Here is a 26,387-nt window from a genome sequence, read left to right as displayed (position 1 = left end):
GAAAAGAAATTTATGAATCCGAAGGTTTTCCCATGGAAAAAATTAGACAAAGATGAAAAACGAAAACTAAAAATGAAGATTTTCGATATCATCTTCGAAGCCAACACCCCGTACGGAAAACTGTTCGACATCTCGTTGTTGTTGGTCATCTTATTCAGTGTAGCGCTTATTGTGCTAGAGTCTGTGCCTTCTTTCAACTCTCGCTATCATGATTTTTTGGTAATTGCCGAATGGATTGTTGTCATGCTGTTTACTGTAGAGTATTTTTTGCGGATTTACTGTTTACAAAAACCTTGGCGATATGTTTTTAGCTTTTATGGAATTGTTGATTTGCTTTCTATTTTACCATTCTATTTCGGCATTTTCTTTCCGAATAGTAAATACTTATCCAGCATTAGAATTTTACGATTGTTTCGCATTATTAGAATCTTCAATCTTTCGGGGCTCACCAAAAATCGCAACATTTTGATTCTTGGACTGAAACAAAGTAAAGATCGCATCATTGTGTTTTTATCATTTATCTGCTTGGTAGTTGTGGTCATTGGTGCCATCATGTATATGGTAGAAAAAGATCATCCAGAATCGGGCTTCACCAGTATACCTATCAGCATTTATTGGGCTATTGTGACTATGACGACGGTTGGATTTGGAGATATAGCTCCTGTCACGGGTTTCGGACGATTTTTAGCTTCGATCATTATGATATTGGGGTATGGGATAATTGCGGTGCCTGCCGGAATAATCTCTAGCGAAATGGTAAACGCTTCGAAACAAGACAACATCCCTACCAACACCGATGTATGCCAATATTGCAACGACAATTATCATTTGGATAATGCACGATATTGTAAAACTTGCGGACATTTACTCAATCCTTAGCATCGAGAAAACTTTCAATTTCTATAAAATTTTTCCGTTGCATTTGGCTCATTTTATCGTAATCTTTGGCATAAGTTAGCGACATATTCAATTCATATCCAACCAACATGATCAAGACGTTTACATAGATAAAAAACATCACCAACATCACCAATCCCAAAGAACCGTAAAGCAAATCAACATTATTGAAATATTTGAGGTAAATATTGAACAGAAACAAGGTGGCTAAAAATAGAATCGTCGCAAGCACCGCACCCGGAACAACAGTTGAGCTCGATTTTTTGGAATTCGGGCCATAATGATAAAGCATACACATCGATGCGAAATAAAAGATAATGGCACTGAGCACATTGATCAGCCTCGAACTTTTAGACAAATCGAAAAAGAAATCGGTTTGTGCCAAATACTTCCAAATCACTCCCGTGTAATACAATAGAGTTAATTGTAAAATGATAAATATCGAAAACAAAATGGTAAGCGCCAGAGAAATCAGACGTTGGGTGTTATTGTTACGTTTGATGAAAACATCTTGATAACTCACATTGAAACCATTGATGATGCCTTGAACGCCATTGGACGAAAGAAAAATCGTCATAATCATGAACCACCAATTTACGCGGCGTTTTTCTTGATTCGAAGTAATCTCGCCGATGAAATTGATCACTTCTTGACTTACAGATCGCGGTAATACTTGGGGTAAAAACTGCTCGAACAGTAGAAATTTCAACTCCTCGTAATGCGGAATTTTTGGCATGAGAGTGAAAAGGAAGAGAATAAAGGGAAAAATACTAAAAAATAAAGTCCACGAAATAGCACTCGAACGTACTGGAAAATTTCCCTTCATCACGCGAATCCAAAATACTTTGAGCAGATCATACACGCTGATATTCGAAAATTTTGCCAAACGAATACGCTTCGTCCAATCGATAAATGTGGATATTCGTAATATTTCTTTTAAATTTACCAAGCACAATTTTTTTTGCTAAAGTATAGATTATTTCTATGAATATCACGACGATTTGCATTGGAAAAACAGACGAAGAACCTATCGAGACCTTGTTGAGGAAGTACGAAGGGCGTTTTCCGAATTACATCAATTATCAACGTCACGAAATTCCTGATCCAAAAAACCGCAAAAACCTATTAGAAAATCAACAAAAAGCGAAAGAAGCAGAACTGATTTTACAAAAAATTGCGCCCACAGATTTTGTAATTCTTCTAGATGAGCGTGGCAAACAAGCGAGTTCTAAACTTTTTGCACAAGACCTGCAATCGTATATGAATCAAGGATTGAAAAATGTGGTTTTCGTTATCGGAGGACCTTATGGTTTCGACGAAAAGTTGTACCAACGTTGCAACCGAAAACTCTCGCTGTCGCAAATGACATTCACGCACCAAATGGTAAGATTGTTTCTTACCGAACAAATTTATAGAGCATTCACTATCTTACAAGGCAAACCATATCACCATGAATAATTTGAAACTATCCGACAAAACTTCGCTGCAATTCACCCCCATCTATGCTATTTTGGTAGGGTTTGCAATTACATTCACCATACAATTGGTACAAGGATTGGTCGCTTTACCAGGCTTTTTCTATGCGCCATTGTATCATGTTTTACTTCCTTTGGCTTTTTTTGCCAGCACAGTGGCGTGCATTTTATTGTTGAAAGCTTGGTTCAAAGTTAGCACAGAAGAAATTAAGTCTTGGATTTTTCATCCGACCAGCATTCGCAATTATTTGTTAGGTTTTCTCATCTATATTTTAGCCTTGCCATTTGCAGAATTTACAACCAGTAAAATTCCGACAGACATCCCGTTTCTGAAAGATTTGTATCAACAATTTACCGAAAGTTTCGGGATGATGATGGATTATAAAATCGCTGCATTTCTCACCGTTTGCATTTTAGCTCCCATCTTCGAAGAGATTATTTTCAGAGGTTTTATCTTGCGTGGCATGTTGAAAAACGGGAGCAATCCTTGGGTTGCAATCGTGCTTAGCGGACTCATCTTTGGTGCAGCTCACCTCAATCCATGGCAATTTATCGGAGCCGGAATTTTGGGCGCTGTGTTTGGCTACGTCTATTACAGAACGCAATCGCTCCTCTTGTGCATTCTTTTACACGCCATCAACAATACGATTTCTTTTGTTCTGATGCTAAAATATCAAACTATCGAAGAGAATATTTTCGATCCTTCTGCTACTAGTCTCATCATGGCTTGTTTGGTCTTGAGCTTGGCAGCCGGATATTATTTATACAAAAAAACACCAAATCGACAATGGAATTAATTTTTGCAACGCATAATCAACACAAGGTGGATGAATTACAACAAATGCTAAAAGGTCGAGTACTCATCCAATCGCTGACCGATATTGATTTCCATGAAGATATTGAGGAATCGGGTAAAACATTTGATGAAAATGCCTATATTAAAGCAAAATCGATTTCAGAAAAAATCAACCGAAATGTTTTTGCAGACGACTCTGGCTTGGTCATAGAAGCGCTAAACGGCGAACCCGGAATTTTCTCGGCTCGCTACGCTGGCACAGGAAACAGTCTCGACAACATTGCCAAGGTTCTGAAGAAACTCGAAAACGAAGAGCATAGAAAAGCTTATTTTATAACAGTGATTTGTCTGATATTTGATGGCAAAGCTCACTTTTTCGAAGGGAAAGTTTGGGGTAATATTACCAAAGAAATTAGAGGAACCGACGGATTTGGCTACGACCCGATTTTTGTACCAGAAGGCTACGATAAAACCTTTGCCGAAATGTCGGCAGACGAAAAAAACAACATTAGTCATCGCTATTTGGCAACGCAACAATTGATCGAATTTTTAAGTTAACTCATTTTGGCATTAGAACTCACCATATTAGGTTTCAATTCTGCTTTACCTACGGCAAACTCGCATCCGAGCGCCCAATTGCTCAATATCGAAGAACGCTATTTCTTGATCGATTGCGGCGAGGGCACACAGGTGCAATTGCGAAGAGCAAAAGCAAAATTCAATAAAATCAACACCATTTTCATATCGCATCTGCATGGTGATCATGTTTTTGGTTTGATAGGATTTTTATCTTCTTTGCAACTTTTGGGTAGAAAAACACCCGTTACGATACATGGTCCGAAAGGAATAAAAGAATTCATAGAAGTTCAACTGCGACTGTCTGGAGCTTATCATGGTTACCCCATTATTTTTAACGAACTAGAAGGTAATCAATCCCAGATTATTTTCGAAGACGACAAAGTAAGAGTGAGCACCATACCGCTCGATCATCGCATTTACACCAACGGCTATTTGTTTGTAGAAAAAGAAAAATTGAGACGCTTGAATACCGATGCTATCAACGAATTTCCTGAAATTGAAATTTGTGATTACCATAATCTAAAGAAAGGGAAGGATTTTGTCTTGTCTTCTGGCAAAGTGATTCCAAACGAATATCTCACATTTGACGGAGCTCGAAGCTTCAGCTATGCCTATTGCTCAGACACCCGGTACAAACCCGACATTATTCCCATTATAAAAAATGTAGATTTGTTGTACCACGAAAGTACCTTTCTACACGAACTGAAAGAACTCGCCGATTTCACTGGGCATTCGACCTCCTTAGAAGCTGCACAAATTGCAAAAGAAGCCAATGCAAAACAACTCATTTTGGGTCATTTCTCGAATCGCTATTCAGACTACAGGGTTTTGTTGGACGAAGCTAAAACGGTTTTCGAGCATACAATTTTGCCTCAGAATCTAATGAAAATCAAACTGAAATAAACCTGAAAGGGTTTCATCATTTTTTATTCTACTCTTTCCATCAGCGCCATATAAAATCCATCATACCCATATTGCGACGGAAAATATTGTTTTTCTTGAATAAGTGTAAAATTGGGATGATTTGCCAAAAATTTTTCGACTTGTTCCTGATTTTCCGAAGGCAGAATAGAACAAGTTGCATAAACCATCAGACCGCCTTTTTTCAGCATTCGAGAATAGTCGTTGAGAATTTTGGCTTGTTCGGCACGAATATTATCCAAAAATTCGGGTTGCAACTTCCATTTGGTATCTGGATTTCGCTTTAATACGCCCAAACCACTACAAGGTGCATCGATCAACAGACGATCGACCGTGCTATCTAGACGTTTTATAGTTTTAGACTCGATGACTTTGGTTTGCACATTTTGTACATCATTTCGTCGGGCTCTTTTTTTGAGTTCTTTCAACTTCCATTCGTACAAATCCATCGCAATAATCTGTCCTTTGTTTTGCATAAGTGCAGCCAAATGCAAGGTTTTACCTCCTGCTCCGGCACAGGCATCTACCACTCGCATACCAGGCTCTACGCGCAAAAAAGGAGCAATCAATTGCGAACCAACGTCTTGCACTTCGAACAATCCGTTCTGGAATTCATCGGTACGGAAAATATTGGTTTTTTCTTCCAGTGCTAAGGCGTAAGGAAATTTGGATAAAATTTTGGTTTTAATTCTGCGTTCTTTCAATAATTTTTGCAAAGACTTTCGATCGATTTTCAACGTATTCACGCGTATGATGGTTGGCGCTTGTTGGTTGAGCGCTTCTACTTCTTGCAACCATTGTTGCCCCAATTCTTTCTCACCCAAAGCATAGAGCCAATCTGGAAACGATTGTGCCACAGCCGGATTGCTTGACGAATTGTGTAAACGCTTCAAAATTTCTTTAGGATAGATTTGGCGAAATTCTTCCCATTGCGGAAGGTGCTGCTCTTCGGCAAGATTCATGGCGAACCAAGTTCCTACAAATTCCCAAAGGGTATCGGGCGACAAAGGTCTGCTCATGGCTCCTTCTACCAAACGCTTCCAACGCACTAGATCGTAAACGGTTTCGGCTATGAATGCGCGATCTCTTGCTCCCCAAGATCTATTCGATTTCAAGGTTTTTTCTACCTCTCGGTCTGCATATTTGCCTTCGAAAAAGATTTGATTTAAAGTGTCGACAATTCCGACAAAAAGATTTCTAAATGGTAAAATTTTCATACGCTGCAAAGGTAAAAACATCTACGAAATTTCGCTAAGCCTTTCTAAAAAAGCTGTTGGGACTTCGACCACTTTATTATTATGATAGTCAAAAGTGACAATTCCGCTCTTTGCTTTGGCAACCAAAACAGTTTCTTGAGATTTACTCACTTCGTAAGTCAAATCGAAACTAACCCTCGAAACGTCCATCACCCCGATTTTTATACACAATTGATCACCATAGAATGCCTGAGCTTTGTACTCGATTGCCACGTCTGCCATAATCACACCTACCCCAGCCAAATCCATTTCACTATAACCTAGTGACTCAAGAAATTGAATTCTCGCTTCGTGTAAAATACCCAATAAACGATCGTTTGCTAAATGATTTCCATAGTTGAGATCGGTAATACGAACCGGAATTTCGGTCTGAAAAATAGGATTCTTTGCCAGATCAACTTTTATTCTACCCATGTTTACATTAATTTTGCTAAACAAAGATAAAAAAATGGGCCTTAGCTTTGCTAAGGCCCAGATAGATTTACTTTTTAAACTTTAACATTAAAAAACCAATCTAACTCTCTACTACCTAGTGCTAATATACAATTAATTTTTATAATTTAAAATATTTTTAATTATTTTTTAAAATTTCAAAACAATACACAACAACCATTTTATAAATTTGAACATTCTACACTATAATCAATCTATAATTATAAATAAAATAAAAACAGTATGACCATTGTCGCTTATATTCAACAATGCTTAAACGTTCCCGAACATTCGATCGAAAAAGCCCTCGAACTGTTTCAAGACGGCGCTACAATCCCTTTTATCGCCCGTTACCGTAAAGACAGCACCGCCAATCTAGACGAAATACAATTGTTCGAAATAAAAAAACAACAAGAAGCTTATGAGAAAATACTGGCTCGAAAAAAAAGTATCCTGGAAAGCATCGAACAGCAAAACGCCTTGAGCAGCGAGCTGAAAGACACAATAGAGCAAACCTTTGATTTGCAAAAACTCGAAGACCTCTATTTACCCTACAAGCGTAAAAAGAAAACCTTGGCTGCCACAGCCCGAGAATTGGGTTTGGAACCGCTTGCGAAAATCATCATGAAACAGCAAAACATCCACGATTTGGAACAACTTGCCAAAAATTACTGCCATGAAAAATTGGCTAGCAGTAAGGAGGTTTTGACAGGAACTCAACACATCATTTGCGAATGGATTTCTGAAAATGAAGGCGTACGAAATCAATTGCGAAAACTCTTTTTTCATCAGGGAATGTTGGAAAGCAAATTGGTAAAATCTAAAAGCGAAGACGAAAACGCAGCCAAGTTTAAAAATTATTTTGATTTTGCTGAAGCAATAAAAAGAATTCCGGCTCATCGGTTATTGGCAATTTTGAGAGGAGAATCCGAAGGTATTTTGAAAACCAAATTGAAGGTTGACAAAGAGGAAGCTTTGAAAATCATAGCGCAACGAATCGTAAAAACCACGGAGCCAACGCTTGTAGATTTTTTACAAAAATGTATCTCCGAAGCTTATAAAAAATATTTAGAACCTTCTATTTCGCAAGAAATTTTGCAACAAGCCAAAGAAAAAGCAGACCAACAGTCGATCGAAGTTTTTGCAAAAAATTTGGAACAATTGTTACTGGCTAGACCCTTGGGCGAAAAAAGAATTTTGGCGATCGACCCTGGATTTCGATCGGGTTGTAAAGTGGTTTGCCTCGACGAAAACGGACAATTGTTGCACAACGAAAACATTTATCCGCACCAACCTCGAAACGAAAAAGCAAATGCATCCAAAAAAATAAGATCGCTCATCAACGCCTATCAAATCGAGGCTATTGCAATTGGCAACGGCACAGCATCGCGAGAAACCGAACAGTTCATCCAACAAATGCGATTCGATAAACCCGTGCATGTTTTTGTGGTGAACGAATCTGGAGCATCGGTTTATTCTGCCTCGAGTATTGCACGAGAAGAGTTCCCAGACAAAGATTTCACGGTACGCGGCGCTGTTTCTATTGGCAGACGATTGGCAGATCCGCTAGCAGAACTGGTCAAAATAGATCCAAAATCTATTGGCGTAGGGCAATATCAACACGATGTCAATCAGACCTTACTCAAAAACAAATTGGATCATGTGGTAGAGTTTTGTGTAAACAAAGTTGGGGTAAATTTGAACACGGCAAGCCCTTATTTGCTTCGATATACTGCCGGAATCGGAGAAAAATTGGCTCAAAACATCATCGAATACCGAACGGCGAATGGTCCTTTCAGAAATCGGAAAGCCTTATTAAAAGTTCCTCGATTTGGTCAGAAAGCATTCGAGCAATCATCGGCTTTTTTACGGATTATAGATGGCGAAGAAATTTTAGACAATTCGGCGGTGCATCCAGAAAGTTATGCAATTGTTCAGAAAATGGCGAAAGACTTGGGGTTAAAACCGGAAGATCTCATTGGAAATGTAGAAAACCTGCAAAAAATAAAGTTGGAAAAGTATAAAACCGATGAGATTGGCGAATTGTATTTGAACGATTTGATTAAAGAACTCGAGAAACCCGGATTGGATCCGCGCAAAGCGTCTAAAGTTTTTTCTTTTGATCCGACGATAACCAAATTAGAAGACCTGAAAATCGGCGCTAAAATTCCTGGAATTATTCAGAATATTACCAATTTTGGTTGTTTCGTGAATATTGGCATCAAAGAAAATGGGTTGATTCATGTTTCTAAAATTGCAGAAGAATTCATCACCGACATCAGCACCAAAGTTCACCTCAACCAAGAAGTAATGGCGACGGTGATCGGAATAGATTTGGCAAACAGAAAGTTTCAACTCAGTTTGATTGATTAATAAAAAAGGCTGACGGAATGAGTGTCAGCCTTTTTCGATTATTGATGAGCAAACTTAAAACCCAAAATTCAGTCCGAAAACCACACGTCCTGGCTCTTCTCCTTTGAAATAAGAAAGCGTTCCGGTAATGGTTTTGGCTCCGTTTATCCAAATTCCGCCTCCCATCGAGTGATGCCATTGCTCTGAGTTTTCGTTTTTCATCCAGATTCTTCCATAATCATATCCTGCAAAAACGCCAAGACGCAAAGGCACAAAAGTTCTGAGTCGAACCAAGTTGAGACGCAAATCGGTGGTGTGCAAAAAGGCTTTCTCACCAGAAAATCTTCCCAATCGGTATCCTCTCATATCCTGATCGCCACCCAAGTACGTTGCCTGAAAAAACTCATAATCGTCGCCAAATAGCGCTTTACCTTTTACCATGGAAGCAATCGTAAGTCGCCCGTTGTGGGTTAACTTATGAGTAAAACCTATGTTGGCTTCGGTGTATTGATGATTGCGATCAAAATCTTCTAAATTATTGACCCATTTTGCCAACAAATAGACAGTCATGCCCAGGGTCGGCAACGATTGATTGTCGTAATTTCTGAACAAATAACTCGCTCCGAGTTCGCCAAATTGCTGACCATCGAAAACAGCAGGATTAACCGATGGATCTGAGGCTACAATACGATCTAAATTATGCTCGATTTGATGATGATTGTAATTGGCAAACAAATCTAATCGTCCTTCATTCTTGAAAATTCGATAAAAAGACGGTCCAAATGAAATTTGTTGCAATCGCACCCTGTTGAAATCCATTCCCAAATCTTTTTGATGGTTTTGCGTTTCATTACCCATCCCAAAATAATTACGGCTGAATGTAGGACTGGTATAGGCTGCATTGAGATCAACATTCCATTTCCCAATCAGTTTTACGAAGGTGCCTTTGTATTTGGCTTCTATCGCGTCTGTAGCAAAGAAATAATTGAACTGTAATTGATGACGACGAGAGAATGGTTTACGATCGAATCCGTTTATGGTATAATTGGTGATGATTCCCAATTTTACTCCATCGTCTGGGTTATAACCTACATTTGGCAAGGTTGCAAGGGTATTGTATTTCGGATTTTTATAATCGTAGGTATTGAGCTCATAATCATCATATTTGTATTGATCGCCTATCCCTTTGTTGTCTAAATTTTCGTACAACTTCAATTTATGGTAATTCGAAATCTGATATCCATCTTGTCCCAATCCACCAATTACACGCACAAGAATACGATTTTTCGCTTCGCCTTGTTCTATAAATTCATCATCACCATTCAATCCGTACAGGCGAATTTCTTTTGTTTTTTTGTGATCAAAATCTCCCTCGTAAAGCATTTCATTGGTCGCACGATCGGCTATCACAATTTTGGTTTTCCCATTCGAATAGCGATCGATCGTAAATCGTTCGGCAAGATTGCTTCCTTTCAAGATTACCAACTCATCGAGTACTTGGTGATAATTTTTTGCGTAGGTTACCAATTCGGCTTTGCGCTTCATCAGATTGTCGATAATCGTGGCATCATCCGATTTGTTTTGATTGGGAAGAATATCAAAAGCTTTTTCGAAATCAGTCCGATTGAACTCTTGCTGTAAATATTCAGCCTGAGTTGTCCATTCTTCTTCGGTCGAATTTTCTAAAATCGCCAAGTCTAATGGATAGGCTATTTTATTGAACCATTTTATATTACTGATTGATTCGCTATAACTTTCCATGTGCCGGAAAGGAATCAATTTCATCAAAAACCAAAAAAATGCTCCATCGTACTTCGGAAAGGCAAATTCGCGAGTAGCACTGTATGGCGTATAAATGGTATCCTGCCCTTCAACTTTTACTTGCCACAACCATTGCGATTCGTTCCTATTCCAATCGCCAACCAACATATCGAGCAACCGCAGGCGTATATATTGCGCTCGATCGACCCGATGGTGTTTCGATTGTACAATCGCTGCCAGCATTTCTTCTGTGGTGAGGTAAGAATGGTTGCGGTCTGATGATTTGGGCAATTGTTGCACGAGGTAGAGCTCGTCTCCAAAGTCGTCGTTGTATTCTTTGAGCGCCTCTTGTTTTGGAATGTAGAACAAGTTGGAGGCGAGCTGATTGATTTTTTTGTCCTTTGTAAATTCTGAAATTGACAAGGGATAAAATGGATGTTGCGTGGTTTGAAAATCTTGCAAAAATTTTTGCGTAAACGTGTTCTCGAACTCCTGAGCAACATAATCGTTCTTATACGCCAATTTCTGAATCAATTGCGTGGGATTCTTTTTTACCGGAATCATCGAAAATTCTTCTCCAGCAAGGTTCTTCAATTTCAAACTGTTGAATTGTAAATCTTCTTTTTCGCTAATTGTAGAAAGTTGGTGTTTTTCTAAATCGAGCGTATTCGCCTTCACATTTTCACCATAAATTGCCCGATAATGCTCACCAAAAAAACTCCGGTAAGTTTTCGATTTCTCGGTTTTATCTTTTTCGTAAATTGAGGATGAATGCGCTTTCGGAATGGACTGATCGTAAACTTTGGCTAAATATTCTTTTCGTTTAGGTGTGATTTGTTGGCGATGTATGGGCGTGTCTAAATCATCGATACGATAAAACTCGACATCAGAACTTCCGTCTGCAAAAACGTTCAACTTCGCAAAACCATTCCCACCAAAAGAAAAAACGTGTCGCCCACTCGCCTTTGCTTCTTTATGCTTGTTGAGGGATCCGCTTATGATTTATTTCACGCCATTTTGCTGTACATATTGTAAGCTATTCTCGTGAGACGAAACCACCACAACATTCTCTCTATTGGCAAGCAAAGTTGAAAAACGCTGACGCAAATCTCGGTAAAAATGATTGTTTAAATCTTGGTTGCTGATGCCCGAAGTTGCTCGCACCAAATTTAATGCAGAACCAATTACAGGCAACGGCACCGGCGGTTCGAAAGGAAAGAGTTGATCTTTGAGCGAGAATTGCCCACCAAATTTACCATTAGATAAAATCGGATGATGCATAACCAACAAAACGGTTCGGTTTTCATAGACATTCAACTGGTTTTCGAACTCTTTGAAAAACAATTCTCGAGTCTGTATTGGGCAATCGGCATTGGCATTCGGATTCTTTTCCCAACCCTCTAAAAACCATTGGCTATCGATCGACAATAAAACCAAGTTTTCGTTGAGCTCAATAGGCTCTATTCCGCAATAATTCGACGATAAAACATGAAGCTTTGTCTGCTGATATTGCTGGGTAATTTGTTGTAAATTTTCTAATCCTTCTTGCCATTCCTTATCACCATTGGTGATGTAAAATGGAATTTCAGACGTTTTTTTTAGCTTGCTTAGTAACGAAACATCCGCATTGTTTCCCAACCAAATTACTGATGCTTGCGCAGGATGTTGCGCAAGAATTTTCTCAACGCTTGCCACTCGCTCTGCATTTGATTCTAATTTTTCGGTATCGCCAAACAGATAAAACGATTGAATTAAGCCTCGATTTTGTGGTTGGACGATTGTTGTCGCATCTTTTCCTTTTTGTACGGAATAAGTGGCACAGGATGAAATCAGAAAAGTGGTCAATAAAGGAATGCTACGCGTTTTGAAAACAGATAGTTGATTTTTTCGATTTTTCATAGCTGTTGCTTATCGTGTAAAGGTAAGTTTCTGCTCGTCAGACATTTGAGAGTCGTATCGATACCCCATCCCGTCGAATGATTGCAGTTCTTCTAAGGTTTGAATGTTGTTTTCGGCAATCCAACGTGCCATCTCACCCCGCGCATGTTTGAAATACATCATAATCTTTTTCAAATCTCCGTTTTTGTAATCCAAAAAATCGACCTCTATCAATTTACCTTTCAACAGTTTACGATCAATTGATTTGATGTATTCGTTACTCGCCAAATTGAGTAAAATCTCATTTTTTTTGGTTTTCGAATTGATGTATTCGGTGAGATTTTCTTTCCACAATTCATAAAGATTTTTATGATGTTGCACGGCAAGTTTAGTCCCCATTTCTAAACGATACGGCATGATGCGATCTGACGGACGCAAAATACCATACAAACCCGATAGAATAAACAAATTGGCATTGAGGTATTCTTTCGCTTGGTCCGACAATTCTTCGGCTGCAATTCCGCGATACACCTCGCCTTTGAAAGCCAAAATAGCATTCAAACTATCTTTTGCTTTCGGGTGGTCGTTCCAATGCATATTTCGTTCAACATTGAGTTCGGCGATTTCAGACGAAACTTTCATCAAACTCTTCAAATCGTTGGGTTTGAAGTCTTTTAAGACATCCATAATTTGATTAGAAATCTCTAAAAATTGAGGTTTTGTATTTTTATTCCAGCTGGTTTCATGTTTCAAATCCATCAATTTTGCTGGAGAAATAAATAATTTCATTCAAAAAAAATTATAAAAATTCGTCAATTTCACCTTTTCCTTCACGCAGAACTGTTATTTCGCCATCGCTCAGATCAACAACCGTAGACGCCACATTGTTTCCATATCCACTGTCGACCACTACCTCTACCAGATGATTCCATTTTTCGGCAATCAGTTCTGGGTCGGTGGTGTATTCGATGATTTCGTCTTCGTCGTAGATTGAAGTCGACGCGATCGGATTGCCCAATTTCTCTACAATCATGCGCGGAACCAGATGGTCGGGCACCCGAATTCCAACCGTTTTTTTGCCTTTGTACGCCAAAGGTAAATTTCCTGAAGCGGGCAATACGAAAGTAAAAGGTCCGGGTAAGGCACGTTTCAAAATCTTGAAGGTAGCATTGTCGATGGGACGAGTAAAATTCGAGAGATGACTCAAATCATTGCATACAATCGAGAATTGAGCTTTGTCGAGCTTCACTCCTTTTATTCGTGCAAGATTTTCCATTGCCTTATAGTTGGTGATATCGCAACCCAAACCGTAAACGGTGTCAGAAGGATAGATCACTAACCCGCCATTTTTCAAGACCTCAACAACCTGATCGATTGCTTTCTCTTGCGGATTGTCTGGATGTATGCGAATGATTCGTGCCATGATGGTGTGGGATTATATTTTTGTTTAATTTAGTATCAATAATGTTTCCAAAAAAGAAATTATTCGATTTAAAATTGATTTTTTTTAAAAATCAAAATACTTGAAACTCTGCCCCGATTTTAGTGTTTTTACTGTTTCATACATCAAATCGATGATGTTTTTCACATCGGCCTGATGCACCATTTCTACTGTGGTGTGCATATAGCGCAATGGCAAAGAAATCAATGCCGATGGTACACCACCATTGCTGTAGGCAAAGGCGTCGGTGTCAGTCCCCGTCACTCGAGAGCTCGCTGCCCGTTGAAATGGAATATTGTGTTGCGTTGCCGTATCGATAATCAAATCGCGTAGATTGTTTTGTACTGCGGGTGCGTAGGTAATTACTGGACCATCGCCGCATTTTTGTTCGCCTTCTTTGGATTTGGTAATCATGGGCGTGGTGGTATCGTGGGTAACATCGGTAATGATTGCCACGTCTGGTTTTATGGTTTGGGTAATCATTTCGGCTCCTCTCAGTCCTACTTCTTCTTGCACGGCGTTGGTGATGTACAGCCCGAAATCCAGTTTATCGTTGTTCTCAAACAATTTGCGTGCAACTTCGGCAATCATGAATCCTCCCATTCGGTTATCGATCGCTCGGCAAACAAAATAACGGTCGTTGAGGGTAAAAAATTCATCTGGATAGGTAATCACACTTCCTACATGAATCCCCAAATCCAAAACTTCTTGTTTAGAAACGCAACCGCAATCGATCCAGAGTTTATCTTGCTTTGGTGCATCTTCTTTTCCAGCTTCACGTAAGTGAATTGCTGGCCATCCGAACACGCCTTTCACAAAACCATTTTTGGTATGAATATTCACCACTTTCGATGGCGCAATCATATGATCAGAACCACCGTTTCGCACCACGTATAACAGTCCGTCGTCTGAAATGTAATTTACAAACCACGATATTTCATCAGCATGAGCTTCGATCACCACTTTGTAGGTTGCTTCGGGGTTGATAACGCCATAGGCTGTTCCGTAATTATCTGTTTTCACCTCGTCTACGAAAGGTCGAATGTAGTCTATCCAAACTTTTTGACCCGCTTTTTCGAATCCTGTTGGCGAAGCCGTATTTAAATATTTTTCTAAAAAAATCATTGATTTTTCATCGAACAGACGATTAATTTCCATTGTTTAAAATTTTAATACAAATGTAATAAAATAGGAACAATCTTTGTATGAAGAATGCCGTTATGAAGAGGATTTACATTATCATTTTTTTTCTAATTGGTTTTGCTTGGAGTCGTGCCCAAATTTTTGGGATTGATTTAGGGATAAAGCAAGATAGCATTGCCAATTCTGAAAGCATTCACGATTTTGATTTCAATGATACCATCAACCTCAAACCTTCTGAAATTTATTCACTCAACTTGAAGACGGATTTAGAAAAGAAATATTATTTCTGGCTCCGGCAAAGAGTTCGAGACGTATGGCCCTATGTGCGTGTTGCGGTGAGAGAATACGATTATGTAACAGATTCGATTACGAAACTTGACAGAGGTCGAGACAAACGACAATTCATCAAAAAACAACAAAAAGCCTTGGCAGACAAATTCGAGCATAAACTCAAAAATTTAACCACCTCTCGTGGGCAAATTTTAACCAAACTCATCTATCGCGAAACAGACCAAACCGCCTTCGACATCATCAAAAATCTGAGAGGTGGCGTAAATGCTTTTATTTGGAATACCGCTGGCGGAGCGTACAATGTGAGTCTAAAACAAACCTACAATCCGAAAAAAACGCGAGAAGACTACTTCATAGAAGCGATTCTGCAACGAGATTTTGCTTCGGGAATGTTAATTCCGGTATATGAGGATGATGAAAATTAAAAATATGATTAAATTTACTCGGTTGTAATTGAGTAATGTGGAACATACAATAAAAAGAATAGGTTTACTTACCTCTGGCGGAGATTCACCAGGCATGAACGCAGCCATACGAGCCGTTGTAAGAGCCTGTAAATATTACAATGTGGAATCGATCGGAATTCGGCAAGGCTATGAAGGATTGATTCAGAATGATGTAATCGTTCTCGGAGCTCGGTCTGTACGCCATATCATCAATCAGGGCGGAACGATTTTGAAAACTGCCCGATCGGAAGAATTCCGCACAGCAGTAGGTCGAAAAAAAGCCTATCAGAACATCCAACAAAACCAGATCGACGCCTTGATCGTGATCGGAGGCGACGGATCGTTCACGGGAGCAAAAATTTTTGCCGAAGAATTCGGTATACCTTTTATAGGAGTGCCAGGCACGATTGACAATGATATATTTGGCACAGACTTTACGATTGGATACGACACAGCCCTCAATACCGTGGTAGAAGCAATAGACAAACTACGCGACACAGCGACCTCGCACGATCGCCTCTTTTTTGTAGAGGTTATGGGACGCGACGCTGGATTTATTGCCCTCCATAGCGGAATTGCCTCTGGAGCTCAAGAAATCCTCATTCCAGAAAAAAAAGACAGCATCGAAGAATTGATTGCCTCCTTGGAACAATCAGATAAAACAGGTAAAAAATCGAGTATTGTCGTGATTGCAGAAGGCGAAAAACTTGGCAATATTTACCAACTTGCAGCACAAGTAAAAGAGCTAAAACCTCAATACGATATTCGCGTAACAGTTCTTGGTCACATCCAACGCGGCGGCAGCCCAAGCTGTCAAGATCGGGTTTTAGCCAGTCGACTGGGCATTGCTGCTGTAGAAGCCCTATTGGAGGGCAAAACCAATCTGATGGCAGGTCTGCGCTCAAACAAAGTCGTTTATACCCCAATCGAAGAAGCCATCAAAAAACATAATGAAATCGATCAAGATTTGATTAAAACCGCTCAAATTCTAGCAATATAATACCATGTGTAGCTCAAAAAAGTAATAAAAAAATGTCTAAAATCAGAGTAGGAATTAACGGATTCGGACGCATTGGTCGTTTGGTATTCCGTGTTTTATCAGAAAAAGAAAATATAGAAGTTGTCGGGATAAATGACTTGGTTGCCCCAGACTATTTGGCATATATGCTAAAGTACGATTCGGTACATGGCACCTTCAAAAGCGAGGTTGAAGTAGAAGATATTTTTCTAAAAGTAAATGGTCAGAAAATTAGAATTACCTCAGAAAAAGACCCTGCAAATCTTAAATGGAACGAGGTAGGCGCAGACTATATAGTAGAAGCCACCGGTATTTTCATGACCAAAGAAACCGCTGGCAAACACCTCGAAGCAGGCGCAAAAAAAGTCATCCTCACCGGACCTTCTAAAGACGATAGCCCAATGTTTGTAATGGGTGTAAATCATGAAGACCTAAAGCCAGAAGACACTATCGTATCGAACGCCTCTTGTACAACCAACTGCTTGGCGCCATTGGCAAAAGTAATTCATGAAAATTTCGGGATTGAAGAAGGTTTGATGACCACCGTACACGCAACCACCGCTTCGCAAAAAACGGTAGATGGACCATCGAACAAAGATTGGAGAGGCGGACGAAGCGCCTTGGTCAACATCATTCCATCGTCTACAGGAGCTGCAAAAGCAGTGGGTAAAGTAATCCCCGAATTGAATGGAAAACTCACCGGTATGTCTTTTCGAGTGCCAACAGCAGACGTGTCGGTAGTAGACCTCACCGTAAAATTGGAAAAACCAACAACTTACGAAGAGATCAAAAAAGTAATGAAAGAAGCTGCAACGGGTAAGATGAAAGGAATTATTGGCTATACAGAAGATGCCGTTGTGTCACAAGACTTTGTAGGCGACACACGCCCTTGCATTTTCGATGCAGGAGCTGGCATCATGCTTTCGCCAACTTTTGTAAAATTAGTCGCTTGGTACGATAACGAAATGGGCTACTCGAGCAAGGTTGTGGACCTGCTCCTCCACATGGTAGAGCTGGATTAATCCTCAAAAAAATTAACCTTTCTAGATGCAGACGAAATTTCGTCTGCATTTTTGTTAAATAATCACATTTTATTAAATAAGTTTTTATATTTGTTTAACATTTAACTCAAAAACCAAAGCTTATCGACTAAAACATCTATTCTATCGACATAAAACCTAGTGTTTGCACAAAGAAAATAGACATGATGTACGAAGATGACTCTACACTTATCGGTGCCTATGTATCGGGCAACGAAGAGGCTTTGGAACGCCTTATCAATAAATACAAAACGAAAGTTTTTAGTAGTATTTATGCAAAAGTTTTGGATCGCGATCTTGCAGAAGACATTTTCCAAGACACGATTGTCAAAGTGATTTTGACATTGAAGGGAGGGCGATACAATGAAGAAGGAAAATTTTTACCGTGGGTTTTGCGTATTGCACACAATCTGACGATCGATTATTTTCGTTCGACCAAAAAAATGCCCAAAATAAGCGAAAGCAATTCTTATTCTGAGGACTACAATATTTTCGATTTCCTTGGACAAATGGACGAATGTTCTGAAACCAAGTTAATCAAAGAGCAGATCAATCACGATATTGTAGAATTGTTAGCGTTTTTACCAGAAGATCAGCGAGAAGTTTTGGTGCTGAGAATTTTTAGAGATCTCAGTTTCAAGGAAATAGCCGAAGAAACCAATGTAAGCATCAACACGGCTTTGGGGAGAATGCGGTATGCTTTGATCAACCTGAGAAAGTTAATTCATGAAAATCAATTAATTTTAACATTAGATTAAGAATAGGAGAAACAATAACAACAAGATGTATTCGTTCTAAGTGTAATAATTTTAATTTAACGCGAATGAATAAGAAATCTACATTTTCTCCTAAAGTTTTGAATCCGAAAGAGTCTACCATTCAATCATTATTATCTTTCTCCAAGTCGGTGAAAGCGATAAAAAATGAATCATTACCCGAAAACATCCTTTTGTTTTTGAATTAATAGATTAATAAGCGTTATCAAATCAAAAAAATCGGTTCCAGATGGAACCGATTTTTTTGATTTATTTCTTATTTAAGTACTTATTTAACAGGAATTTGCGTTAAAACCTCCAACAAATAATCCCAAAATTTCTCAACCGATTTTATTTCAACTTTTTCATCTGGCGAATGCGCTCCCGAGATATTCGGTCCGAAAGAAATCATATCCAATCCAGGATAGTTGCGCCCAATAATCCCACACTCCAAACCAGCATGACAAGCGACTACACGAGGTTGATGGTGAAATTTTTGTGTATATATCTGCTTCATCAACGCTAAGATTTCTGAATGAGGATTTGCCTTCCAACCCGGATATGAGCCAGAAAATTCAACGCTGAAATTCCCCAATTCGAAACTAGCTTTCAGCACCTCACACAAATATTCTTTTCCGCTTTCGACAGAAGATCTGGTGAGATTAAGGATCTTGATTTCTCCATTTTTCACCTCAACTTTGGCTACATTATTCGATGTTTCGACCAAGCCTTCTACATCTGGACTCATCCGAAAAACGCCATTGAAAGCACTGTTCAATACCTGAACCAAAATCTTAGAATCGTCTACATTCATCCCTTCTTCTAAAGTAGCAATCTCTTCTAGCGATATTTCTAATTTAGGTTCTAAGCTCTCGAACTCTGTTTTGATGTCGGAAATTATGATCTGAATCTGATTTTCGAAATTGTTTTTCGCCTCTTTTTCAATGACAAATTTTACCCAACCTTCGCGCGGGATAGCATTTCGTAAACCGCCACTTTCTACCTCGGCAATTTGCAACTTATAAGCGGTAGCAACGCTGAGTAAGCGTGCCAAAATTTTGTTGGCATTTCCCAAGCCTTCGTGAATCTGCATACCAGAATGTCCACCTTGTAAACCTTTCACATACAACTGATAAGCAACACCATCGAGCGAGACAGTTTGATAGGTTTTGGTAGCGGTAACATCGACTCCGCCTGCACATCCAATATCAAGTTCGTCATCTTCTTCGGTATCCAAATTCAACAAAATATCGCCCGAAAGAAAATTGGGTTTCAATCCCAAAGCACCAGTCATGCCTGTTTCTTCGTCAATGGTAAAAAATGCCTCTATTGCAGGATGCGGAATATCTTTTGACTCTAAAATTGCCATAATCGCGGCAACACCAATTCCATTATCTGCGCCCAAAGTCGTTCCTTTGCCTTTTACAAAACCATTGTCTACATACATTTGGATGGCTTGGGTATCGAAGTCGAAATCTAGGTCGTTGTTTTTTTGCGTAACCATATCCAAATGCGATTGGAGCACTACTTTTTTGCGATTTTCCATGCCGGGGGTAGCTGGTTTGCACACCAAAACATTTCCCACCTCATCGGTCTTGACTTCGAGGTTAAGATTTTTGGCAAATTCGATTACAAAAGCTCTTACTTTTTCTTCTTTTTTGGATGGTCTAGGGTTTTGATTGAGATTATAAAAATTTTTCCACAACAACGAAGGTTGTAAATTAAGTATTTCAGACATTTTTTCTATTTTAGCGCTTCAAAATTACTAAAGATATTTTTCTTAACTTGTGCAAAATTAACATTTAATAAATCAATTACACATGAAAAAACTTTTTATTTCATTGCTCTTATTCTCTGGTCTGGCTTTTGCTCAGGTCACCGATCAAGGAATAATTTACAGTAAGCAAAACAATGTAAATCAAGTTGTTGAAACTATCACAATGCCTTCTTTCGATGTTGAAAAACTCAAAAAAGAAGATAAAGAAAATGAAGAACGAATTATAAAACCATTCCGATTTGGTAAAGAATTCGATGTAAATTATTCACCAAAAACGCATGGTACGTGGACAACCTTGGCAAACGGTGATCGTATTTGGCGACTGCAAATTGAGTCTAAAGATGCAATTACGCTCAACTTTTTATTAGATCAATATCAGCTTTCACCAAATGCAAAATTATATTTGCACAATGAAAACAATCAATTCATTGGTTATTATACCGCCAACGAAAACAGTAAAACCAAACAAGTAAACACTTGGCTGATAGACGGTTCTAAAGCCACTGTGGAGTTCTACGAGCCTAAGGCAGAAATTGGGCAATCTACTTTTGTAATTTCGAAAGTGGTGCACGGTTATCGTTCGATCCCAAATATGAATCCGACCAAAGGACTCAACACTTCTGGGCACTGTAATGTAGACGTGAACTGTGCGACTGGTGATAATTTCGAATTGCAGAAACGCGCTGTTGCCCTTATCTTATCATCATCTTCAGAATTGTGTTCTGGAACCTTGATCAACAATACTGCACAAGACGGTACGCCGTATTTCTTAACGGCAAATCACTGTATCAATAGCCAAACTCCAAACTGGGCATTCAGATTCAGATGGATAAGTGAAAATCCAGATTGTGCGACCACAGCGCCAAGTGGTGACGGACCAAGAATTTATACCATGAATGGTGCAACGATCATCGCTAAAAATGCCCCTTCTGATTTCGCATTATTGAAACTTAAAAATGATATTCCGCTCGATTGGGATCTGGTTTTAGCAGGTTGGGATAATTCTGGAGCTGTACCAGAAAATGTTACTGGGATGCATCATCCAGATGGTGACATCATGAAGATATCACAATATTATTCTTCGCCATTGGCAACTATTCGCCAAAATGTTGCGGTTTGGGAAATTCCGGATTGGGATTTAGGAATGACCGAGGGTGGTTCTTCGGGTTCTGCTCTTTTCGATCATAATGGTAAGATCGTAGGACAACTCTATGGTGGACAGGCGGCTTGTAACGGAACGCAAAGTAATGGTAAATGGGACGGTTATGGGCGTTTCAATGTTTCGTGGGAAGGTGGTGGATCTGCTGCCACTCGTCTGAAAGATTGGTTAGACCCTAGTCAATCTGGTGTAACCACGGTAGATCATTATCAATTCCAAATATTGGCAAATGATTTACAACTACAGAGCATCAACACCAATACATCATGCGATGGAGAAGTGAGCAACACCGTAAAAGTGAGAAATAGTGGAAGCAATGCTGTAAGTTCGTTTAAACTTAACTATTACTTCAACAGCGAAAATCCTACAACACTTACTTGGAACGGAAGTTTGGCTTCGAACCAATCGGTAGATATCGAAATCCCGTCTGCTGTGCAAGCTACTGGGGTTGGCAATTTTACGGCCGAAGTGATTTATGATGCGGATGAAAATCCGAACAACAACAAGAGAACTGTAGAATATGAAGTGCTCGAAGCTCATGATACAGATAAAGTGATCTTAACCCTGACAACAGACCGCTTTGCTTCTGAAACCACATGGAAATTGTTCGACAGCAACAATAATGTGATTGCACAAAACGGAACTTTGCAAGCCAATACAACCCATGTGGTAGAGATCCCGCTAGAAAATTCTGGCTGTTACCGTTTCGAGATTTATGATAAATACGGTGATGGAATTTGTTGTTCTTATGGACAAGGGTCTTATACACTAAAAACTGCAGAAGGTACTGTATTGGCACAAGGTGCAAGTTTTGGAGCAGTAGATTCTACCAATTTCAAAATCACGTCGTCTTTAGGTATAAACGATCAACTTTCTAGGGATTTAGCTATTTATCCGAATCCGACCAAAGATATCATTACATTGGATCTAAATTCGCAATATGGTCCTTATGAATACGAAATAATTTCGATGACCGGACAGAAATTAAAAGCTGGTAAAGCAAACGGAAAAGTAGATATTTCGATGAAATCTTTCGGTAAAGGAACGTATTTCGTTACCCTAAAAACAAATGAAGGAAAATCGATCACCAAAAAAGTGATGGTAAAATAATCTAAAAGAGGCTGTCGCTGCTACACTTCGGCAAACAAGTGTCACGAGACAGCCTCTTCTTTTTTTCAACCACAATCCATTAAACCCAAAAAATACAATCCTTACTTTGTAGGTTTATCTACCGCCGGACGCTTATCTGCATTTGCCAACAACCAAACGGTAGAGAAGATAGATTTTACGCGTTTGGTCATCAACGGATAGTTGATTTTCTCTGCGGTGTCGGTAGGACGGTGATAATCCTCGTGAACGCCATTGAAGTAAAAAACCGCCGGAATATCGTGTTTTGCAAAATTGTAATGATCTGATCGATAATAGAAACGATTGGGATCATCTTTGGTATTGAACTGCTCATCGAGTTTCAGATCTTTTACAAAATCTTTGGTCTTCATCACCGTATTGTGCAAATCGGTGCTCAACATATTCGACCCAATAATGTAGACATAATTTTCATCTGTAAGATGCTCATCATCTACACGCCCTATCATATCGATGTTGACATTGGCAATGGTGTTGGCGAGAGGAAAGATTGGATTGTCGCTATAATATTTAGACCCTAAAAGTCCTCTTTCTTCACCCGAAACATGCAAAAACAAAATTGACCTTTTGGGTGCATTTCCTTTTTTCTGCGCCTCTTTCACCACCCGAGCAATTTCCATCAATGCCACTGTACCAGAACCATTGTCGTCGGCTCCGTTATAAATTTCTCCATCGCTCACCCCCACATGATCGTAATGCGAACTTACGACCAACACCTCGTCTGGCAATTCTGCACCTTTTACAAAAGCCATCACATTTCTCATCTCCCCTTCTACCCGACTAAATGTTTTGGGTGGAATTATCTGAAAATAACCTTCGTCGGTGCCATCGGGCGAAGAAATTCCAATCGTCTTATAATAATTCACCAAATAATTTCGGGCCAAAACCTCTCCTTCTTTTCCTGCATCACGCCCCAACATTTCGTCTGCAGCCACGATGTAGAGCTGCTTGGTAAGTTCGGTTTGACTTATTTTATCTACGTAAGTTTGTACAACTCGATCTTGAGTCAAATCTTTTACGCTGTTACACGAGATTAGACTGGAAGCAAATGCAACGGACAATAAGAAATTTTTCATGTATGTTGTTTTTGTAAAATGAAACGATATATTTTATACAAAGGAAAGAAAATTATCATTCTCTAAGCCGATGTAGCAAGTTGCCTAGCAAAAAGAATACCTTAACCAAAGTGATTAAGGTGTTTTTTTTTGAATTCATGTGTTTGAAGGATTTTCATATTATGATAAAATCATCACTCACTTATTTTTTTAAAGTATCCTTTAAACCATTGAAAAAGCTTTCAAACTCTGGAAGTTGTTTTTTATTTAGTTGTGATTTTACAATCGTTAGCGATTGATTTGGTGTTTTGAAAACATAATCTTCGGCAAAATATTTGGCTTCGGTAATCTCATTTATCTTGATTTCCTTCTTTGGTATGGTGTACAATTTGATTTTATCATCTGTAAACTCAAAATATTTTTGTTGGTATTCGTAAGCAAAAATCAAAAGATAGGCAATGCCAAGAATTGAAAATAGAATACTCATTAATTTTAGATTTTCATTTTCACCAAAAAAGTAATACAGGCTGATTACCAACCAAAAAATTCCAAAAAAAAGGTTTCTGTACAATCTTTTTTGCGTATAGCTGAATTTCATCTTGCTATTTTTTTATAAAAATAAGGTTTGAGTTAAAATCGCAAATTAAACAATTCTTACGTAAAATATCGCAAAAAAATCTGTTTTTAAATCCAGCAAACTCGAGATGGATAAGCTGTGGTCATTATTTTTCTGCCTTGGATGATTTAATTAAATAATTGAAGATGGGCAAAAAAACAAGCCCCAAAAATAACGGCAAAAACCAAGCGCCGAGTTCCTTTTCTTGACCGTCTGCCTGTCTGATTGTCTGTAAAGCAATCAGCCCGAAAACTACTACAAGTATGAGCTTTAGATACCTCATCATTCTAGTCGCATAGGTGTATTGCTGTCGTGCATTGTCGATGGTAATCTCTGTCAGATAGTTGAAAACGTGAGGAAACTTGTTCAAAATTGTCATCCCAACAAAAAGAACAGTTGCAACAATCGGTAAAGATAAAATATTGGCTTTATCGCCAAAACCGTCTGCCTGCCCGGCTGCATTGTAATGGGTTGGGATAATTTCGGGTAAGTTGGTGTAGTTTGTTGCGGTCAAGACCCAAATTCCAAGAACAGCAATCCAGCCCAAAGCTTCAAGTAATTTGTCGGTTGTAGTGAGTTCTATTTTTATTTTCGGTCGTTTGCTCATCTTGTCAATTTATGCTTAGAGGCATTTAGTTGCTAAGATAAGCAATCTGTAGTATTTTTTGACACGGTTTGTAATGTTCCAAAATACAGTGAGGATTAGCGCAGACCGAAAGTTTTTCTTTTGTCTAAGAGCGATTTCTCGCTTGACTTATTATTCGTCTAAAATGAATGATTTTTATGGATTAATTTGTGTGAATTTTGTGTTGGGGCTTTGGCTTGTTGTAGGGAAAGTGGTGCTATCAGTGGTGTCAATCTTTTCCAATATTCGATTCGACCCATTTGTTTAATCCTTTATTGGATTTAGAAGCTTCTAAAATCTGATTATATACATCGTCATAATTACAATGCTCTTTAGAAAGTTTTAAAGGTAAATTGTGAAGCAAATTTGAAATCTCAAATATCTTTTTGCTCCCATTTGATTCGGCGCGAATTTCAATTAACGCCAAATAAAGAATTCTAAATAATTTTTCTTTTCAGTCTCATATTTTAATTTTTTGTAGCCACAAATAGTTCTTGTATTTACTGCTCCACAAAGAAATCTTCATCGATTTGCTTTATTTCATAAATTGATTTTATTTGAACGCCCACATTATATTCGTGCATCAAGTCCACTAATTTATATCCATCGATTAAGATTATTTTATGGTGAGCATTTTTTGCTTTTTCTTCGCCTGCTTTGTCGAAAAGGGAGGTGGTCACAAAGACACCTTTGTTCGTATCACCACTCATGGCCCCAATAAAATTTCTAATATCTATTTCACGCACCTTGTTTTCTGTAAATCTTTTTGCTTGAATGTAAATTTTATCAAGCCCTAACTTGTCCTCGTTTATTATGCCGTCAATTCCACCATCAGCAGATTTAGTGGTTTCGATAAAATCACCATATCCCATTTTTTTCAAAAGGATCAAAATCACCTTTTCAAAATAATACGGATCCATTGATTTGAGTTTTTCGAGCAAATCGTTTTTAACTTCTTTCTCAATTTGAGAAAAACCTTCGTTGATCAAATCTTCGGGTGTTTCCTCCTTTATACCTTTATCAACAATTGGTTTATGATTATCTTTTTTATCAAAAGGATTAAGTTTTTCAATTTCTTGTTTTATTATTGCCAAATTCAAATTATCTTTCTGATTTTTACCCTTTTCTGTTAATTGTACAAACCCTCTTTTTGGGTAAATGAGATAACCTGCTTGTTTCAAATAAGATATTCCCCAATTTATGCGATTATGAATCAGTAATTCGCCGCTTTTAATCCGTTGTTCTAAAAGATCTTTTGGAATATTTGAGAAAAAATTTTCTATGACTATCTCCCGCAATTTTGCTCTGGAGATGTTGTCTTGTTTTTGGAGGATTGCAAGTATTAGGTCAAAAGTTTCGTGAAACTTTGGAATTTCTAATTTCATTATTTTTTTAATCGTTTATTGGAAACATTTTACAGAACAGAAAACGAATCGGCAAGGAATCATGTCTAAAAAAACTTTATCACTGAGCCAACTATTGTCTTTTGTAAAAATACTAAAAAAGCCAATAAAATTTGGTTAGCTAT

25 protein-coding genes are annotated in these 26,387 nt (G+C 38.5%); 12 read left to right on the top strand and 13 right to left on the bottom strand.

Annotated elements, in window-relative coordinates; translation table 11 throughout:
* Nucleotides 1–12: 12 nt before the first annotated feature.
* A complete protein-coding gene (locus BN8061_RS07845) occupies nt 13–879 on the top strand; it encodes an ion transporter (protein ID WP_068598183.1) in 867 nt (288 codons plus the stop codon).
* Here the strand turns inward: BN8061_RS07845 and BN8061_RS07840 are convergent.
* Nucleotides 869–1,846, bottom strand: coding sequence for a YihY/virulence factor BrkB family protein (locus tag BN8061_RS07840; protein WP_068598182.1), 978 nt, complete (start codon nt 1,844–1,846; stop codon nt 869–871). The two genes, BN8061_RS07845 and BN8061_RS07840, sit on opposite strands and share 11 nt — an antisense overlap.
* A 35-nt stretch (nt 1,847–1,881) precedes the next feature.
* On the opposite strand from BN8061_RS07840, the gene rlmH reads away from it, so the two are divergent.
* Genes rlmH through BN8061_RS07820 form a run of 4 tightly spaced genes read left to right on the top strand, consistent with a single transcriptional unit; the run spans nt 1,882 to nt 4,650 of the window.
* Nucleotides 1,882–2,355 carry a 23S rRNA (pseudouridine(1915)-N(3))-methyltransferase RlmH gene (gene rlmH / locus BN8061_RS07835; RefSeq protein WP_068598181.1) on the top strand — a complete coding sequence of 158 codons (474 nt, stop codon included), beginning with the start codon at nt 1,882–1,884 and terminating at the stop codon, nt 2,353–2,355.
* A complete protein-coding gene (locus tag BN8061_RS07830) occupies nt 2,348–3,169 on the top strand; it encodes a CPBP family intramembrane glutamic endopeptidase (protein WP_068598179.1) in 822 nt (273 codons plus the stop codon). The genes rlmH and BN8061_RS07830 overlap by 8 nt, the downstream gene beginning before the upstream one ends.
* Complete coding sequence (gene rdgB / locus BN8061_RS07825; RefSeq protein WP_068598177.1) at nt 3,160–3,726, top strand: RdgB/HAM1 family non-canonical purine NTP pyrophosphatase; 567 nt, start codon at nt 3,160–3,162, stop codon at nt 3,724–3,726. The genes BN8061_RS07830 and rdgB overlap by 10 nt, the downstream gene beginning before the upstream one ends.
* 6 nt (nt 3,727–3,732) lie before the next feature.
* Entirely contained in the window at nt 3,733–4,650 is a 918-nt protein-coding gene (locus BN8061_RS07820) for a ribonuclease Z (RefSeq protein ID WP_068598174.1), read from the top strand.
* 23 nt (nt 4,651–4,673) lie between these two features.
* On the opposite strand, the gene BN8061_RS07815 is transcribed toward BN8061_RS07820, so the two are convergent.
* Together BN8061_RS07815 and BN8061_RS07810 are read right to left on the bottom strand one after the other, a co-directional pair.
* On the bottom strand, nt 4,674–5,906 hold the full coding sequence (locus tag BN8061_RS07815) for an RsmB/NOP family class I SAM-dependent RNA methyltransferase (RefSeq protein WP_394330299.1): 1,233 nt from the start codon (nt 5,904–5,906) through the stop codon (nt 4,674–4,676).
* Nucleotides 5,907–6,338, bottom strand: coding sequence for an acyl-CoA thioesterase (locus tag BN8061_RS07810; protein WP_068598172.1), 432 nt, complete (start codon nt 6,336–6,338; stop codon nt 5,907–5,909).
* 261 nt (nt 6,339–6,599) lie between these two features.
* On the opposite strand from BN8061_RS07810, the gene BN8061_RS07805 reads away from it, so the two are divergent.
* Nucleotides 6,600–8,729 carry a Tex family protein gene (locus tag BN8061_RS07805; protein WP_068598169.1) on the top strand — a complete coding sequence of 710 codons (2,130 nt, stop codon included), beginning with the start codon at nt 6,600–6,602 and terminating at the stop codon, nt 8,727–8,729.
* Between the two features lie 54 nt (nt 8,730–8,783).
* Here BN8061_RS07805 and BN8061_RS07800 read toward each other — a convergent pair whose 3' ends face one another.
* The 5 genes from BN8061_RS07800 to BN8061_RS07780 form a co-directional block, all read right to left on the bottom strand.
* A complete protein-coding gene (locus BN8061_RS07800) occupies nt 8,784–11,384 on the bottom strand; it encodes a BamA/TamA family outer membrane protein (protein ID WP_068598167.1) in 2,601 nt (866 codons plus the stop codon).
* Nucleotides 11,385–11,471: 87 nt separating this feature from the next.
* Nucleotides 11,472–12,368 carry a hypothetical protein gene (locus BN8061_RS07795; RefSeq protein ID WP_068598164.1) on the bottom strand — a complete coding sequence of 299 codons (897 nt, stop codon included), beginning with the start codon at nt 12,366–12,368 and terminating at the stop codon, nt 11,472–11,474.
* Nucleotides 12,369–12,377: 9 nt separating this feature from the next.
* Nucleotides 12,378–13,136, bottom strand: a complete 759-nt coding sequence (gene yaaA, locus BN8061_RS07790; protein WP_068598162.1) for a peroxide stress protein YaaA — start codon at nt 13,134–13,136, stop codon at nt 12,378–12,380.
* Nucleotides 13,137–13,146: 10 nt separating this feature from the next.
* Nucleotides 13,147–13,770, bottom strand: coding sequence for an L-threonylcarbamoyladenylate synthase (locus tag BN8061_RS07785; RefSeq protein WP_068598160.1), 624 nt, complete (start codon nt 13,768–13,770; stop codon nt 13,147–13,149).
* Between the two features lie 84 nt (nt 13,771–13,854).
* Complete coding sequence (locus BN8061_RS07780) at nt 13,855–14,946, bottom strand: M42 family metallopeptidase (RefSeq protein WP_068598159.1); 1,092 nt, start codon at nt 14,944–14,946, stop codon at nt 13,855–13,857.
* Nucleotides 14,947–15,008: 62 nt separating this feature from the next.
* Between BN8061_RS07780 and BN8061_RS07775 the strand changes: the two genes are divergently transcribed.
* The 5 genes from BN8061_RS07775 (at nt 15,009) to BN8061_RS11900 (ending at nt 18,690) form a co-directional block, all read left to right on the top strand.
* Entirely contained in the window at nt 15,009–15,647 is a 639-nt protein-coding gene (locus tag BN8061_RS07775) for a DUF4294 domain-containing protein (protein WP_068598157.1), read from the top strand.
* Nucleotides 15,648–15,684: 37 nt separating this feature from the next.
* Complete coding sequence (pfkA, locus tag BN8061_RS07770; protein ID WP_262509380.1) at nt 15,685–16,668, top strand: 6-phosphofructokinase; 984 nt, start codon at nt 15,685–15,687, stop codon at nt 16,666–16,668.
* 32 nt (nt 16,669–16,700) lie between these two features.
* The gene (gene gap, locus BN8061_RS07765; protein WP_068598155.1) at nt 16,701–17,708 is read left to right on the top strand and encodes a type I glyceraldehyde-3-phosphate dehydrogenase; all 1,008 of its coding nucleotides are present in this window, start codon (nt 16,701–16,703) and stop codon (nt 17,706–17,708) included.
* Nucleotides 17,709–17,890: 182 nt separating this feature from the next.
* A complete protein-coding gene (locus BN8061_RS07760; RefSeq protein WP_068598153.1) occupies nt 17,891–18,484 on the top strand; it encodes an RNA polymerase sigma factor in 594 nt (197 codons plus the stop codon).
* Nucleotides 18,485–18,549: 65 nt separating this feature from the next.
* Complete coding sequence (locus tag BN8061_RS11900) at nt 18,550–18,690, top strand: hypothetical protein (RefSeq protein ID WP_154662292.1); 141 nt, start codon at nt 18,550–18,552, stop codon at nt 18,688–18,690.
* A gap of 80 nt (nt 18,691–18,770) precedes the next feature.
* Here BN8061_RS11900 and BN8061_RS07755 read toward each other — a convergent pair whose 3' ends face one another.
* Nucleotides 18,771–20,219, bottom strand: coding sequence for an aminoacyl-histidine dipeptidase (locus BN8061_RS07755; protein WP_068598151.1), 1,449 nt, complete (start codon nt 20,217–20,219; stop codon nt 18,771–18,773).
* 82 nt (nt 20,220–20,301) lie between these two features.
* On the opposite strand from BN8061_RS07755, the gene BN8061_RS07750 reads away from it, so the two are divergent.
* Nucleotides 20,302–22,527, top strand: a complete 2,226-nt coding sequence (locus tag BN8061_RS07750; RefSeq protein ID WP_068598149.1) for a T9SS type A sorting domain-containing protein — start codon at nt 20,302–20,304, stop codon at nt 22,525–22,527.
* 101 nt (nt 22,528–22,628) lie between these two features.
* Here BN8061_RS07750 and BN8061_RS07745 read toward each other — a convergent pair whose 3' ends face one another.
* The 4 genes from BN8061_RS07745 to BN8061_RS07725 all read right to left on the bottom strand — a co-directional run bounded on the left by BN8061_RS07745 (nt 22,629) and on the right by BN8061_RS07725 (nt 26,244).
* The gene (locus BN8061_RS07745; protein ID WP_068598148.1) at nt 22,629–23,639 is read right to left on the bottom strand and encodes a M28 family peptidase; all 1,011 of its coding nucleotides are present in this window, start codon (nt 23,637–23,639) and stop codon (nt 22,629–22,631) included.
* Nucleotides 23,640–23,820: 181 nt separating this feature from the next.
* Nucleotides 23,821–24,105, bottom strand: coding sequence for a hypothetical protein (locus tag BN8061_RS07740; protein WP_154662291.1), 285 nt, complete (start codon nt 24,103–24,105; stop codon nt 23,821–23,823).
* Nucleotides 24,106–24,340: 235 nt separating this feature from the next.
* A complete protein-coding gene (locus tag BN8061_RS07735; RefSeq protein WP_068598143.1) occupies nt 24,341–24,841 on the bottom strand; it encodes a DUF1648 domain-containing protein in 501 nt (166 codons plus the stop codon).
* A 518-nt stretch (nt 24,842–25,359) separates the two neighbouring features.
* On the bottom strand, nt 25,360–26,244 hold the full coding sequence (locus tag BN8061_RS07725) for a restriction endonuclease (protein WP_068598139.1): 885 nt from the start codon (nt 26,242–26,244) through the stop codon (nt 25,360–25,362).
* Nucleotides 26,245–26,387: the final 143 nt, after the last annotated feature.

The sequence above is a fragment of the Vaginella massiliensis genome (genome assembly GCF_900089075.1).
GTDB classification, from domain to species: domain Bacteria; phylum Bacteroidota; class Bacteroidia; order Flavobacteriales; family Weeksellaceae; genus Weeksella; species Weeksella massiliensis_A.
Note: the sequence above shows the minus strand (reverse complement) of the source record. Positions and strands in the feature narration are given on the sequence as shown.